The sequence below is a fragment of the Streptomyces sp. NPDC050508 genome (assembly GCF_040655155.1).
In the GTDB taxonomy this organism is placed as follows: domain Bacteria; phylum Actinomycetota; class Actinomycetes; order Streptomycetales; family Streptomycetaceae; genus Streptomyces.
The window spans coordinates 1-14,414 of record NZ_JBFAJJ010000042.1 but is presented as its reverse complement, the minus strand read 5'-3'; the positions used below and the strand labels follow the sequence as shown (position 1 = coordinate 14,414).

Sequence of the window (14,414 nt, the reverse complement as noted above, 5' to 3'; positions counted from 1 at the left end):
ATCCGCAGCGAGAAAGGCATCCGCTGGGGCGGACGCCCCCTCACCACCGCAGCCTGACCAACCCGGCGAACCAACACGGTCACAGCACTAGGTCGCCCCCGCGCCCCCGAAGGGGCGCGGGGAACTGCGCGACCAGCCACGACGGTGCCGCACCCGAAAGACGACACCTCGCAGCACTTCCAGCAGAACGCTCAGTCCTCGTACGCGTCCAACGGCGGGCACGAGCACACCAGGTTCCGGTCCCCAAAGGCCTGGTCGATCCGCCGCACCGGCGGCCAGTACTTGTCGGCAACGGACACCCCGGCCGGGAAGACAGCCTCCTCACGCGTATACGCGTGCTCCCACTCCCCACCGAGCGCGGCAGCGGTGTGCGGAGCGTTGCGCAGCGGGTTGTCCTCGCCCGGCCACTCACCCGCGCCGACCTTCTCGATCTCCCCGCGAATCGCGATCATCGCCTCGCAGAACCGGTCCAGTTCGATCAGGTCCTCGGACTCGGTCGGCTCGATCATCAGCGTGCCGGCCACCGGGAACGACATCGTCGGCGCGTGGAAGCCGTAGTCGATGAGCCGCTTGGCGATGTCGTCGACGCTGACACCGGTCGCCTTGCTGATCGGCCGCAGATCGATGATGCACTCGTGCGCGACGAGCCCACCGGGCCCGGTGTAGAGCACCGGGTAGTGCGGTTCGAGCCGCTTGGCAATGTAGTTGGCGCTGAGCACCGCCACCTGCGTGGCCCGCTTCAGCCCCTCGCCACCCATGAGCCGGACGTAAGCCCACGAGATCGGCAGAATCCCGGCCGAGCCCCACGGAGCAGCCGAGATCGGCCCAACTCCGGTCTCCGGCCCGGCCGCAGGCTGCAACGGGTGGTTCGGCAGATACGGCGCGAGATGCGCACGCACCCCCACCGGCCCGACCCCCGGACCACCACCACCGTGCGGAATGCAGAACGTCTTGTGCAGATTCAGATGCGAGACGTCCCCACCGAAGTGCCCCGGCTTGGCAAGCCCCACAAGGGCGTTGAGGTTGGCACCGTCGACGTAGACCTGCCCGCCCGCCTCATGAACCTGCGCGCAGATGTCGGCGACGTGCTCCTCGAACACACCATGTGTGGACGGGTAAGTGATCATCAACACCGACAACTCGTCGCGGTACTGCTCGATCTTGGCCCGCAGATCCTCGACGTCGATCTCACCGTCCTCGGCGGTCTTCACGACGACGACCTTCATCCCGGCCATCACGGCACTCGCGGCATTGGTGCCGTGCGCGGACGACGGAATCAGACACACGGTCCGCTGCTCATCGCCATTGGCCCGGTGATACCCGCGTACGGCGAGCAGCCCGGCCAACTCCCCCTGCGAACCGGCGTTGGGCTGCAACGACACCTTGTCGTACCCGGTGACCTCGGCGAGCCGCTCCTCCAACTCCTGGATGAGCGTGAGGTATCCCTGCGCCTGCTCGGCGGGCGCGAAGGGGTGCAGCTGCCCGAACTCGGGCCAGGTGACCGGCTCCATCTCGGTGGTCGCGTTGAGCTTCATGGTGCAGGAGCCGAGCGGGATCATGCCGCGGTCGAGCGCGTAGTCCCGGTCGGCGAGCCGACGCAGGTACCGCAGCATCGCGGTCTCGGAACGGTGGTCCCGGAAGACAGGGTGCGTGAGATAGGCATCGGTGCGCAGCAGCCCGGCGGGCAACGTGTCATCGGCACTCGTATCGAGTGCCTCGATATCACCCTCCACCCCGAACGCGGTCCATACGGCGGCCAGTTGGGCACGCGTGGTGGTCTCGTCGCAGGCGATCGACACCTGGTCGACGTCCACGAGGTGCAGGTTGACCCCGTCCTCGCGGGCAGCGGCGACGACCTCGGCGGCCCGCCCCGGAACGCGCACGGTCAGCGTGTCGAAGTAACCACCGTGCACGACCTCCACGCCGCCGGACTTCAGCCCCGCAGCAAGGATGGTGGCGTACCGATGCGTCCGCCGAGCGATGCCCTTGAGCCCCTCGGGTCCGTGGTAGACGGCGTACATGCCGGCCATCACCGCAAGCAGCACCTGCGCGGTACAGATGTTGCTGGTGGCCTTCTCGCGACGGATGTGCTGCTCGCGGGTCTGGAGGGCGAGGCGGTAGGCCTTGTGTCCGTCGGCGTCGACGGAGACGCCCACGAGCCGCCCGGGCAGGCTGCGCGCGAACTTCTCGTGCACGGCCATGTATCCGGCGTGCGGCCCGCCGAAGCCCATCGGCACCCCGAACCGCTGCGTCGTACCGACCGCGATGTCCGCCCCCAACTCACCCGGCGACTTCAACAGCGCCAGCGCGAGCAGATCGGCGGCGACGGTGACGAGCGCACCGAGGGCGTGCGCCTGCTCGATCAACGGCTTGATGTCGCGTACGGCACCGGAGGCACCCGGGTACTGCACGAGCACGCCGTTGATCTCACGCTCGGCGATCTCGGCCGGGATGCCCTCGCTGAGGTCGGCGACGACGACCTCGACACCGGCCGGCTCGGCACGCGTCTCGATCACGGCGATGGTCTGCGGCAACGCGTCCGCGTCGACCAGGAAGAGCCCCTTCTTGTTCTTCCCCATACGCCGAGACAGCGCCACCGCCTCCGCGGCGGCCGTCCCCTCGTCGAGCAGGGAGGCACCGGAGGTCGGCAGTCCGGTCAGATCGGCAACCATCGTCTGGAAGTTGAGAAGGGCTTCGAGCCGCCCCTGGGAGATCTCCGGCTGATACGGCGTGTAGGCCGTGTACCAAGCCGGGTTCTCCATCACGTTGCGCAGGATCACGGGCGGGGTGAAGGTCCCGTAGTACCCGAGCCCGATCATGGAACCGAGGACCTCGTTGCGGTCTGCCAGGGAACGCAGCTCGGCCAGCACTTCGGCCTCGGTACGGGCGCCAGGCAGGTCCAGAGAGTCGGCGTTCTTGATCACATCCGGAACCGCGGCGGCCGTGAGCTCGTCGAGCGAGCCGTAGCCGACCTGCGCGAGCATCTTGGCCCGCGCCTCCTGGTCGGGACCGATGTGACGCTGCTCGAACGGGATGCCCTGTTCGAGCTCGGAGAGCGAAGTGCGAGGGGCAGTCATTAGGGAGGCCTCCTGGTCGGACACGACCTTCGAGGGCACCACGACAGCGGGGTGCCGGACGGCCTCCCCCTCTGTCATCTCAACCTGAGAGCTTCACCGGCCACCCGAAGGTCACCGGCTTTCACCGTCGGTGAGGGAGCAAACCGCCGACACCGTCGGCGACACGCGCCCTGCTTTCCAGAGTGACCTCGTCCGTGCGGTACGTGAGCCTGAGAGATTCCGGGGAGGATTTGCTCCTTCGGCGCCTCCGATGAAGTCTGGAGGACTCTCCCGCGCGGGGTCAGCAGCCGCTCGCCAGCCTACCAGCGAGCGCTGGAGCCCAGCTTTCGAGTGGCCACGAGCCTGAATGTGCTCTTTTGTAGTGTCTACGGATGAGTTGCGACCAGGAGGAGGGCCCGTGCAGACCGATATCGATCCGCGCAACCTGATCGGCCGCAAGGCGTTCGACCGCACCGGCACCAAGATCGGCACGATCGACGAGGTCTACCTCGACGACGCGACCGGCGAACCGGAGTGGGCGGCCATACGCACCGGCCTGTTCTCCAGAGACGCCTTCGTCCCCCTGGAGCCCAGCGAACTGATCGAGGGCACCCTGCACATCCCCTTCGACCGCTCCCTGATCAAGGACGCCCCCGACTTCGGAGTAGGCCGCCACCTCTCCCCCGACCAGGAACTCCAGCTCTACCACCACTACGGCCTCGACGTGGCCCCACCGCCTTCCCTCCCAGACCACAACTTCGGCAAACTGGCAGGCTCGGACGATACCTGAGCCGCTTCAACGGCCGGGTCGTCGCCGGGCTTCCGAATCGCCGGGGCTGAGACGCGACGGAGGAGCTACCGGGGTCGGGCGCGGCCGAGGGCGTCGGCTCGGTAGGCGTGACGCCGGAACACCACACGTCCGATGGCAGCAGCTGGGCCTGCGGATCGCCGAGGCTCGGCACACCCGACGACAGCGACTCAACAGGCCCGACACCGGAACCCCGCCCAATCGACAGCAGCGGCGCGTCCTACGAGTCGTCCGGGCCTGGCGCCACAACCGGCAGCGGCTCAACAGACGGCTCGACGGATCCCCGGCTCTCCAAGGGCACCGGCACTGCGGGCGGCACGTCAGGACTCCGCACGACCGACGCCGACGGCTCACCGGGCCACTCAACGGGCCCTCGCACCGCCACCGGCACCGGCACCGCAGGCAAGTCACCCGAACCCCGCGCCACCAACGGCAACGGCTCCGCCGCCTCCAACTCCGGATCGTCGGTCCGAAACGTCCGCACCCGTCCGGGCCCCGGATCCACAGGCGTCTCAAACCGCACGGTGACCCGCCCCAGCCCGCTCCCCTGCACCCACCCGTGCCCGAACCCTGCGTGATGCACATCGTGCCCAGCGGGCCAGCGCCGCTCCACGGGCGCTGCCGGCTCCTCGCCCCGCTCCACCTCCGTGTGCTCCTCCTCAAGAAGGTCAGGCTCCCCCGCCGCCTGCGCGAACAGGTCCTCCTGCGTGTAGTCGGCCAGCCCGGAGACACCCACCCCGAGCAGCCGTACCCCGCCCGTGGTGTCCACGGAGTCCAGCAACCGCGCCGCCGCCTCCCGCACCACCCCCGGGTCGTCGGTGGGCCCACGCAGCGTCTCGGAGCGGGTCAGCGTGGAGAAGTCGTACCGCCGGACCTTCAGCACGATGGTCCGCCCCGACAGTCCGGCCGCCCGCAGCCGCCGCACGCACCGGTCGGCGAGCCGCTGCACTTCCAACCCCACCCGGATCCGGTCATGGATGTCCACGTCGTACGTGTCCTCGACGGACACCGACTTGGTTTCCCGCTCGGCCACCACGGGCCGTTCGTCGTGCGCCAGCGCCATGGCGTACAGCGCATGCCCGTGGGCCTTGCCCACCAGCCGTACGAGTTCGTCCTCGCCCGCCTCGGCGATCTCGTCGACCGTGGTGATCCCGGCCCGCCGCAGATGATCGCCCGTCGCCGGTCCGACCCCCGGCAGCGTGCGCACGGACAGCGGCCCGAGCAGGGCCCGCTCGGTCCCTGGCTCGATCAGCACCAGCCCGTCGGGCTTGGCACGCTCGGAGGCGATCTTCGCGATCATCTTGGAGGCGGCCAGGCCCACCGAGCCCGTGAGCCCCGTGACCGCCCGTATGTCGGCCCGCAGCCGCGCCCCGGTCAACTGCGCCGAATCGGCGTCCCAGGCGGCTCCCCCGGCCTCCAGGTCCACGAACGCCTCGTCCAGGCTCAGTGGCTCCACCAGCGGCGACAGGGCCCGCAGCAGCGCCATCACCTGCTCGCTGATGGTCCGGTAGAACCCGAAGCGCGGCACGAGATACGCGGCATTCGGAGCGAGCCGGCGCGCCTGGGCCATGGGCATCGCCGAGTTCACCCCGAAGACCCGTGCCTCGTACGACGCGGTGGCCACCACCCCGCGCGGCCCGAGCCCGCCCACGACGACGGCCTTCCCGCGCAGGCTCGGCTTGGATGCCTGCTCCGCCGAGGCGAAGAAGGCATCCATGTCGAGATGCAGGATCGTGGGCGCGGTTCTCACATCTCCGATGCTGCCCTACGCCACTGACAATGCCCCGCTACGGCTCCCGCCGGGCCCTCAGACAGCCCGGTTGCGCCGCCTCGCGAGCTCGTCGGCGGGGTTGGACCCGACCAGCGTCTCGCCGGTGTCGATGCGCTCCCCGTGCAACTGCGACAGGGCACTCTCGACATCCCGCCACACCACACCCACGGCGATCCCGAAGACGCCCTGGCCGCCCTGGAGCAGCGCGTGGACGTCGTCCGGCGACGTGCACTCGTAGACCGTGGCGCCGTCGCTCATCAGCGTCATGCGCTCCAGGTCCCGGAAGTCGCACTCCCGCAGGTGCAGGACGGCGCTGCGGATGTTCTGCAGCGACACGCCCGTGTCGAGGAACCGCTTGACGATCTTCAGGACGACGACGTCGCGGAAGCTGTAGAGCCGCTGCGTCCCCGACCCGTGTGCGGGCCGCACGCTGGGCTCCACGAGCCCGGTGCGCGCCCAGTAGTCCAGTTGCCGATAGGTGATCCCGGCCGCCGCACAGGCCGTCGGGCCCCGGTAGCCGATCTGCTCGGACGCCATGGACGTCGCCCCTCCGCTGCTCGGCACGGCAGTGGGTCGATGTGGAGCGTGATCGGCCGCACTGCCATGAAGCGGGTACGGGCCACTGTCCCCGAAACTGCGTTCCGGGGCACCCCCAGCCGTACCGTCGCCGCTGCTTCTCACGCCGACCTCCGTCCTTGACCTGCCTTCTCGACGGTAGGCAGTCACCAGGGGTGCGTCAACGATCGCCACACTCGGCACGCCGAGTGATAATCACCCAAGGAGTGGTTTCCCGTGTCCCACCGCGGGGAAAGGCTAGCCGAATGCGCTCGCGGGGAGCCGCAGGACGCTCTCACACGCCGGTGGCAAATGCCAGCATTTCTCTGCCGGCCCCCGATCTCACTGGCTGTTGGTGCCGAAGTCCTCGGGTGAGATCTGGTCGAGGAACTCGCGGAACTTCTCCACCTCGTCCTCCTGCTCGTCCGGGATCGCGATGCCCGCGTCGTCGAGTACACCGTCACTGCCGTAGATCGGCGTCCCGGTGCGCAGCGCCAGCGCTATGGCGTCGGACGGGCGGGCGCTCACCTCGACGCCGCTGGCGAACACCAGCTCCGCGTAGAAGACCCCCTCCCGCAGATCGGTGATGCGCACTTCGGTCAGCTCCTGACCGACGGCCTCCAGCACGTCCTTGAACAGGTCGTGGGTCAGCGGTCGTGCGGGGGCCATGCCCTGCTGCGCGAAGGCGATCGCCGTCGCCTCCCCGGGCCCGATCCAGATGGGGAGGTAGCGGTCGCCTCCCACTTCACGCAGGAGCACGATCGGTTGGTTGGAGGGCATTTCGACCCGGACACCTACGACATCGAGCTCGTTCACACAGCAACCCTAGGCCGTGCCCGGGACGTTTGGGTAGTCGGGCCGGGAACGGGTGCCCGATCCGGCAGCCGCGAGCCCGCCCGTCTCAGGGCAGGCGCACACCGAGCGCGGTCTGCACCAGAGCCGCGTGCAGCTTCACCGTGAGCCCCGCCAGCTCCTTCGTACGGGCCTCCGCGTGGGCCCTGGTCTGCGGATTGCGGTGGCGCTTCAGCGGGGCCACCACCTGGTCGACGAGCCCGGCTTCACGGTCCGCAGCCGCCTTCATCACCCGCAGGTGCCGCGGTTCGATCCCGAACCGCCCCAACTCAAGGACAAGTCCGGCCACGGTGACGGCTTCCGCGTCATAAACCCCGTCCGGCAGCGGGGCGATGAGTCCGTACGACTCCCACTCGTCGAGCTCCTGCTCGCCGATCCCGGCGGCGGCCATCAGCTCGGCCCGCCCGATCCGGGCCGCCGTAGGTCCCTCGACGGTCTCCAGGACGACCTCGCCGTCCCGTTGACGCCCCACGGTGGGCAGGGGCGCTGCCTCCCCGCGCTCCATGGCGTCGAGGTGCTCGCGGATCACCTTGAGCGGCAGATAGTGGTCCCGCTGCATCCTCAGGACATGGCCGAGGCGCTCGACGTCGGCGGGGCTGAACTTGCGGTACCCGGAAGGGGTCCGCTGCGGCTCGATGAGCCCCTCCGACTCCAGGAAACGGATCTTGGAGATGGTGACTTCGGGGAACTCGTCGCGCAGCACGGTCAGCACCGTGCCGATGCTCATCAGCCCAGTGTCCGCGGCGGCGGTACCGTGCCCGGCACCGCCGCTCGGTGTTTGAAGCATGGACCTTCCTGGGGAATCCCCCCGGACACAGTCCGAGGGAGGGTCAGTAGCCCCGCTGGCTCGCGTAGAACACCAGCCGGTACTTGCCGATCTGCACCTCGTCACCGTTCGCCAGCGAGACCGAGTCGATGCGCTCGCGGTTGACGTACGTGCCGTTCAGACTGCCGACGTCGGCGACCGTGAACGAGCCGTCAGGAGAGCGCCGGAACTCCACATGGCGGCGCGAGACCGTCACGTCGTCCAGGAAGATATCGCTCTGCGGATGACGGCCGGCCGTGGTCAGCTCGCCGTCCAGCAGGAAGCGGCTGCCCGAGTTCGGTCCGCGACGCACCACCAACAGCGCCGAACCCAACGGCAGCGCGTCGACGGCCGCCTGCGCCTCCGGGGAAAGCGTGGGCATCTGCGTCTGACCGGTCACTTCGGCGTCGTAGGCCTCAAGACCGGAGATGGAAATCGTGGAGGTCGTCTCGGACGGACGCTCCGGGGTCACACCGGGCCGCAGCGGCGCACCACAGTTGGAACAGAAGCGGCTGTTCTCCGCGTTGCGGCTACCGCACCTCGTACACACCAGGGCCGACATAGGGGAAAACCCTCCACCCGTACTTGAGGTTGACGGTTGCCCGAAACCTATGTCGCCGGACTGCGCAGGGTCAACCGACGGCGCGCCCTGGCCGCCGACCTGGTCGCGGAACAGCGGGCGCTGGCCTTCTGCGTCCGGTTGTGCGCGATGGCGAGCGGTCTGATTGTCGCTGCTCTCTTTCGCACTCTTGCCGAACAACTTCGCAAACAACTTCACGGGCGATTCCCCTTGACCGAAACAGACCCGCCCGTGGGGCAGGACGAACCCTGATTGAACACACCGGTTGACCCGGACATCCTCACAACGTCCGTATCCACCAGACAGTTTCCACCACGCACCACCCAATCGGTGCGTCGACCCCCCGCAACCTCATGCCCTCGCCGGACGGTCCCCATGCACCCCCGGTTCACCGGGAGGACGACCGAGCGTAGTCAGGCTGCTTCGCCGCCCGCAAGGCATCCACGACGATCTTGCTCGACCGCCCGACGGTAACGGTGGCCTGCTCCTTCTCAAGAGTCTGCACCACGCCTCCAGGGATGTTGAGCGCCGGTTCGAGATCCTGCGGCTTGCCGATGACCTTGAAACGATAGGGCGCGTTGATCTTGTTCCCGTCGACGCTCACGCTCTTGCCGGAGTCCGTCAGATACGTGCCGGCGACGACCCGTACACCGTTCACCTGGATCGCCTCCGCGCCGGCCGCGCGCAACTCCTGGACCGCATCGAGCAACATGTCCGCCTCGACCGTTCCCTTCGTGTCATCGATGGTCATCGTGATGCCGGGTCCCTGCGCGGCCACGGTGCCCGCCAGAATGCCGAGTTGCTTCTCCTTCTCGGCCGTCTGCTTACGGGCCTCCTCGGCCTGGTCGGAGCTGTTCTCCAGCTCGTCGCGCTGTTTCTGCAGACCCTGCTTCTCGTCCTCAAGACGCTGAGTGCGGTCGTCCAGTTCATCGAGAATGCGCACAAGATCTTCCTGCCGTGCCCCACGCAGCGCGCTGTCGCTGTTGCTGTTCGACGCGACCTGCACGGCCAGCCCGAAGCCGAGGCCGAACAGCAGCACGGCGACGATGAGTTGGGCCCGGCTCACCCGCGGCGGCCACAACCCCTGCACCAGCCGCTGCCGACCGGTCACGGTGGGCCCCGGCTTCTCCTCGGGGACCGACGCCTCCTCAGGAGCAGACCCCGACACCTCTTCAGGCAGTTCCCTGCGCAGCCTGTTCTCCGGCTGCTCGTCCTCGCGGCTCATCGACCTCACGCCCGGAAGACGTGCCGGCGAATGGCAGCGGCGTTGGAGAAGATACGGATGCCGAGGACGACCACCACACCCGTGGACAGCTGGGCGCCGACGCCCAACTTGTCGCCCAGGAACACGATCAGCGCGGCCACGACCACGTTCGACAGGAACGACACCACGAAGACCTTGTCGTCGAAGATGCCGTCGAGCATGGCCCGAAGACCACCGAAGACGGCGTCGAGCGCCGCGACCACGGCGATCGGCAGATACGGCTCGACGACCACCGGCACCTCAGGCCGGACCAGGATTCCGGCCACCACTCCCACGATGAGGCCCAGTACGGCGATCACGATGTGCCCTTCTCAGTTCTCGGCTGTGCTGTACGTACGATCACACTCGGCGCGGCGGGCAGCCGGAGATCACTCTCCACGGCGATGGTCGCCCTGATGCCGTAGTTGTCTTCCAGGGCGTGCAGATAGAGCCCGTCGGCACCGTTCTGGAACCTGGTGCTCAGCCGTTGGCCGTCCCCCACCGCGAGCACCGTATAGGGCGGCACCAGTGGCTTGTTGTCGACCAGTATCGCGTCACCCGCGGCCCTGATCGCCGACAGCGCCGTCAGCCGCTGCCCGTTGATGGAGATCGCCTCGGCGCCTGCCGCCCACAGTCCGTTGACGACGCGTTGCATGTCGCGGTCGCGTACCCGCCCGGTGTCGGAGAAGTCAGCGGTCTCACGCGGGTTGTCGCCTCCGCTGCTGCTGGCTTCCTTCGCGTCGTCGACGACGAGCTTCACCCCGGGGCCGTGCACCGCGGTGGCACCGGACAACATGCTCACCAGGTCGGCCTGCCCGCTGCCGCCGCTCGTCTTCAGGGCGGCCCGCTGCCGCGCGCTCACATCGTCCCGGAGCTTGTCGACGGCGCCTTCCAGCTTGTCCGCCGACGTGGTCTCCTTGTCGATACGGTCGATCAGCTCCTGGCGCTCCTTGGCCACCACCGGGGCGGCCACCCGCGCCTGGGCCGCTCCGACGGTCACGACGAGGGCCGCCAGCACCAGACCGGCGGCGAGCCCGAGCTTCGCCCGGAGGGTCTTCGGCATGCCGCTCGTGCCCGCGGCCTTCTTCCGCTCGGCGGCCTCGGCGTAACCGTCGTCGAGGCTGTGGTCCATGACGTTGGTGAGCAGCGACATGGACGCGTCCGGGCGCGCAGGGCGCGTGGGTGTGCTCCGAACGGGGGGCTGCTGCGGCATGCCGCACATCGTCGCACGTGGTGGCCTGTACCTCCGAATGGCCCCACCGGCGTGCCGGACAGGCCCCCTTGGGGACACATGTCCGGCACGCGCGCGTGCTCCGTGTTTTACCGTCCGGCGCTGTCCACGACCGCCGACCACTCGTCCAACAGGGCCTGCGCGGAGGCGTCGTCGGGCCCTTCGGCCCACAGATGCGTGACCGCCTCGGCGGGATCGGGCAGCACCATCACCCAGCGCCCGTCGGTCTCCACGACCCGCACACCGTCCGTCGTATCGACAAAACGATCGCCGGCCGCTTCCACTACCCGGCGCATCACAAGTCCCTTGACGGCCCAGGGAGTAGCCAGGTCCCGCTTCAGGACATGCGCCCGCGGAATCCGGGCGTCGATCTGGCTCAGCGTCAGCTGCGTCCGCGCCACCAGCCCGATGAGCCGTACGAAGGCGGCGGCACCGTCGAAGACGCTGCTGAACTCCGGGATGATGAACCCGGCCTTGCCGTCCCCACCGAAGATGGTCGTCTCATCGCGCCCGACCCTGGTCAGGTCGTCCGGCGAGGTGGTCGTCCACTCGACCTGGGTCCCGTGATAGGCCGCCACCTGCTCGGCGATCCTCGTGGTGGTCACCGGGAGCGCCACCCGCCCGCTACGCCGTTCCGCAGCCACCAGGTCGAGCATCACGAGCAGAGCCCGGTCGTCCTCGACGATCCGCCCCTTCTCGTCGACGAGCGACAACCGCTCACCGACCGGGTCGAACCGCACTCCGAACGCGGCCCGCGCGGAGGCCACGATCTCGCCCAGCCGCACCAGCCCCGACCGCCGCGTGTCCGCGGTCTCCGTCGGCCTGGACTCGTCGAGACCTGGATTGATCGTCAGCGAGTCCACACCGAGCTTGCCGAGCAGGCTGGGCAGTACGAGCCCGGCGCTTCCGTTCGACGCGTCCACCACGACCTTCAGGCCGGAGTCGGCGATCCCGGTCGTGTCGACATTCCGCAACAAGGACCCGGTGTACGAGTCGAAGACGCTGGCCGGGAAGTGCAGGTCCCCGATCTCACCGGGGAACGCACGCCGGTACTCCTGCCGAGCGAACACCCGGTCCAGCTTGCGCTGACTCCCCTGCGAGAGGTCGGCGCCCTGGCTGTCGAAGAACATGATGTCGACGGAGTCCGGCACCCCGGGTGTGGTCCGGATCATGATCCCGCCGGCACTGCCCCGCGCGGTCTGCTGCCGGGCCACGGGGAGAGGTACGTTCTCCAGATCTCGTACGTCGATGGCGCTGGTCTGCAACGCGGAGATGACCGCCCGCTTGAGCGCACGCGCACCTCGGGAGTGGTCGCGGGCCGTGGTGACCGTGGACCCCTTCTTGAGGGTCGTGGCGTAGGCGCCGGCGAGGCGGACGACGAGCTCCGGCGTGATCTCCACGTTCAGGATCCCGGACACTCCGCGCGCGCCGAAGAGGTGCGCCTGTCCTCTGTTCTCCCAGATGACCGACGTGTTGACGAAGGCGCCGGCTTCGATCGTCTTGAACGGGTAGACCCGCACATTGCCCTGCACGATCGATTCTTCACCGATCAGGCACTCGTCACCGATGACCGCGCCGTCCTCGATCCGGGCCGCACGCATGATGTCGGTGTTCTTTCCGACGACACAGCCCCGCAGATTGCTGTGCTGCCCGACGTACACGTTGTCGTGGACGACGGCCCTGTGCAGAAAAGCCCCGGTCTTCACGACGACGTTGGAACCGATGACGGTGTGCTCACGGATTTCCGCGCCGGCCTCGACCTTGGCGTAGTCACCGATGTACAGCGGCCCACGGAGAACCGCGTCGGGGTGCACCTCCGCACCCTCGGCCACCCATACGCCCGGCGACAGCTCAAAGCCGTCGATCTCGACGTCGACCTTGCCCTCCAGGACATCGGCCTGCGCCTTCACATAGCTCTCGTGAGTGCCGACGTCCTCCCAGTAGCCCTCGGCGACAAAGCCGTAGACCGGCTTGCCCTCCTTCATCAGCTGCGGGAAGACATCGCCGGACCAGTCGACGGGAACGTCGGCCTCGACATAGTCGAAGACCTCCGGCTCCATCACATAGATGCCCGTGTTCACCGTGTCCGAGAAGACCTGGCCCCAGGTCGGCTTCTCAAGGAAACGCTCGACCTTTCCTTCTTCGTCGACGATGGTGATACCGAATTCCAGCGGATTGGGCACCCTGGTCAGACAGACGGTGACCAGCGCACCCTTTTCCTTGTGGAAACTGATCAGTTCGGTGAGGTCGAAGTCGGTCAGGGCATCACCGGAGATAACGAGGAAGGCATCGTCCTTCAACGCCTCTTCGGCGTTCTTGACGCTTCCGGCGGTACCGAGTGGCTTCTCCTCATTGGCATACGAGAGCTCCATGCCGAGCTCTTCGCCGTCACCGAAGTAGTTCTTGACCAGAGAGGCCAGGAACTGCACGGTGACTACGGTCTCATTGAGCCCATGCCTTTTGAGCAGCCTCAGCACGTGTTCCATGATCGGTCGATTGACCACGGGCAACAGTGGCTTGGGCATGCTTGAGGTCATGGGGCGAAGGCGGGTGCCTTCGCCTCCAGCCATCACGACGGCCTTCATGTCGGAAGCGTCCTCCTCTGAGAGACGACGGTCTAGCCGACTTCACCAGTCCAGATTGTCCCGCACTTTTGCGCAACGGGCCATCGAGCGACTGTTACCGCCCAATCGGCAAGGTCAGTCGGCCATGGCGTCCGCACGCAGTAGGCGGCGGACTTGTACCAGGTAGAGGACTCCTGCCCACCAGTAGAGCGTTGTACCCCATCCTGCGAACGCCCAGCCGAAAATAGCAGCGAGTGAGGGGAGCCATCCACTTCCGTCACTGAGCAACAGCAACGGGAAGGCGTACATCAGGTTGAACGTGGCGGCCTTGCCCAGGAAGTTCACCTGCAGCGGCGGATACCCGTGGCGCCTGAGGATAGCCACCACCACCAGCAGAACCAGCTCGCGCGCCAACAGTGCGGCGGTCAACCAGATTGGCAGAATCTCGCGCCAGGTGAGGCCGACGAGAGTCGAGAGAATGTAGAGCCGGTCCGCGGCGGGATCAAGGAGCCGGCCAAGGCTGCTGATCTGGTTCCAGCGCCGCGCGAGCTTACCGTCCAAGTAGTCGCTGATCCCGCTCAGCATCAGCACCAGGAGCGCCCAACCGTCGCTCTTGGGGCCTCCGAACTCGGGCCTGAGGATCAACCACAGGAAGATGGGCACACCGACCAGGCGCGCCATGCTGAGGATGTTCGGGATGGTGAGCACCCGGTCTGTCTGGACGCGGGTCTCCTGGACCTCCACCCGGGGGCCTCCTGTGGGAAAACGTGCCGACGATGCCCCCTGACCTTACCCCAACGCAAAAAAGCTCTGGCTCTTGGGCTGCATGCCCAAGAGCCAGAGCTCTAAAAGGAGTTCGGCGGCGTCCTACTCTCCCACAGGGTCCCCCCTGCAGTACCATCGGCGCTGTAAGGCTTAGCTTCCGGGTTCGGAATGTAACCGGGCGTTT

Annotated in this window: 12 protein-coding genes, 1 rRNA gene and 1 riboswitch; of the genes, 1 reads left to right on the top strand and 12 read right to left on the bottom strand. The window is 67.8% G+C overall.

What is annotated here, in order from left to right; all coding sequences use genetic code 11:
• Positions 1-191: 191 nt before the first annotated feature.
• The gene (gcvP, locus tag AB0I69_RS48680) at positions 192-3,077 is read right to left on the bottom strand and encodes an aminomethyl-transferring glycine dehydrogenase (protein ID WP_363102309.1); all 2,886 of its coding nucleotides are present in this window, start codon (positions 3,075-3,077) and stop codon (positions 192-194) included.
• A gap of 187 nt (positions 3,078-3,264) precedes the next feature.
• Positions 3,265-3,360, bottom strand: a riboswitch (glycine riboswitch).
• 114 nt (positions 3,361-3,474) lie between these two features.
• Between gcvP and AB0I69_RS48675 the strand changes: the two genes are divergently transcribed.
• Positions 3,475-3,846, top strand: coding sequence for a PRC-barrel domain-containing protein (locus AB0I69_RS48675; RefSeq protein WP_363102308.1), 372 nt, complete (start codon positions 3,475-3,477; stop codon positions 3,844-3,846).
• Between the two features lie 238 nt (positions 3,847-4,084).
• Here the strand turns inward: AB0I69_RS48675 and AB0I69_RS48670 are convergent, their stop codons facing one another.
• From AB0I69_RS48670 to rrf, 11 genes are all read right to left on the bottom strand, one after another.
• Positions 4,085-5,614 (bottom strand): DNA polymerase IV, encoded by a 1,530-nt coding sequence (locus tag AB0I69_RS48670; RefSeq protein ID WP_363102307.1) that lies wholly within the window; start codon positions 5,612-5,614, stop codon positions 4,085-4,087.
• A gap of 57 nt (positions 5,615-5,671) precedes the next feature.
• Positions 5,672-6,316 carry a MerR family transcriptional regulator gene (locus AB0I69_RS48665; RefSeq protein WP_363102306.1) on the bottom strand — a complete coding sequence of 215 codons (645 nt, stop codon included), beginning with the start codon at positions 6,314-6,316 and terminating at the stop codon, positions 5,672-5,674.
• Between the two features lie 216 nt (positions 6,317-6,532).
• A complete protein-coding gene (locus tag AB0I69_RS48660; RefSeq protein ID WP_006123076.1) occupies positions 6,533-7,006 on the bottom strand; it encodes a bifunctional nuclease family protein in 474 nt (157 codons plus the stop codon).
• An 85-nt stretch (positions 7,007-7,091) separates the two neighbouring features.
• The gene (locus AB0I69_RS48655) at positions 7,092-7,829 is read right to left on the bottom strand and encodes a MerR family transcriptional regulator (RefSeq protein ID WP_363102305.1); all 738 of its coding nucleotides are present in this window, start codon (positions 7,827-7,829) and stop codon (positions 7,092-7,094) included.
• 43 nt (positions 7,830-7,872) lie between these two features.
• Positions 7,873-8,754 carry an FHA domain-containing protein gene (locus AB0I69_RS48650; protein WP_363102303.1) on the bottom strand — a complete coding sequence of 294 codons (882 nt, stop codon included), beginning with the start codon at positions 8,752-8,754 and terminating at the stop codon, positions 7,873-7,875.
• Between the two features lie 61 nt (positions 8,755-8,815).
• On the bottom strand, positions 8,816-9,652 hold the full coding sequence (locus AB0I69_RS48645) for a DUF881 domain-containing protein (protein ID WP_363102301.1): 837 nt from the start codon (positions 9,650-9,652) through the stop codon (positions 8,816-8,818).
• 5 nt (positions 9,653-9,657) lie between these two features.
• The gene (locus AB0I69_RS48640) at positions 9,658-9,990 is read right to left on the bottom strand and encodes a small basic family protein (RefSeq protein ID WP_019059351.1); all 333 of its coding nucleotides are present in this window, start codon (positions 9,988-9,990) and stop codon (positions 9,658-9,660) included.
• Positions 9,987-10,823, bottom strand: coding sequence for a DUF881 domain-containing protein (locus AB0I69_RS48635; RefSeq protein ID WP_363102310.1), 837 nt, complete (start codon positions 10,821-10,823; stop codon positions 9,987-9,989). The genes AB0I69_RS48640 and AB0I69_RS48635 overlap by 4 nt, the downstream gene beginning before the upstream one ends.
• Before the next feature lie 167 nt (positions 10,824-10,990).
• Positions 10,991-13,486, bottom strand: a complete 2,496-nt coding sequence (locus tag AB0I69_RS48630) for a mannose-1-phosphate guanyltransferase (RefSeq protein ID WP_363102300.1) — start codon at positions 13,484-13,486, stop codon at positions 10,991-10,993.
• Between the two features lie 114 nt (positions 13,487-13,600).
• Positions 13,601-14,209, bottom strand: coding sequence for a CDP-alcohol phosphatidyltransferase family protein (locus AB0I69_RS48625; protein WP_363102299.1), 609 nt, complete (start codon positions 14,207-14,209; stop codon positions 13,601-13,603).
• 110 nt (positions 14,210-14,319) lie between these two features.
• Positions 14,320-14,414 (bottom strand): 5S ribosomal RNA (rrf, locus tag AB0I69_RS48620); the annotation flags it as partial.

Excerpts from the sequence above, each read along its gene's own strand:
- gcvP (WP_363102309.1), bottom strand. The coding sequence starts at position 3,077 with ATGACTGCCCCTCGCACTTCGCTCTCCGAGCTCGAACAGGGCATCCCG.
- AB0I69_RS48655 (WP_363102305.1), bottom strand. The coding sequence starts at position 7,829 with ATGCTTCAAACACCGAGCGGCGGTGCCGGGCACGGTACCGCCGCCGCG.
- AB0I69_RS48645 (WP_363102301.1), bottom strand. The coding sequence starts at position 9,652 with ATGAGCCGCGAGGACGAGCAGCCGGAGAACAGGCTGCGCAGGGAACTG.
- AB0I69_RS48635 (WP_363102310.1), bottom strand. The coding sequence starts at position 10,823 with ATGTCGCTGCTCACCAACGTCATGGACCACAGCCTCGACGACGGTTAC.
- AB0I69_RS48630 (WP_363102300.1), bottom strand. The coding sequence starts at position 13,486 with ATGAAGGCCGTCGTGATGGCTGGAGGCGAAGGCACCCGCCTTCGCCCC.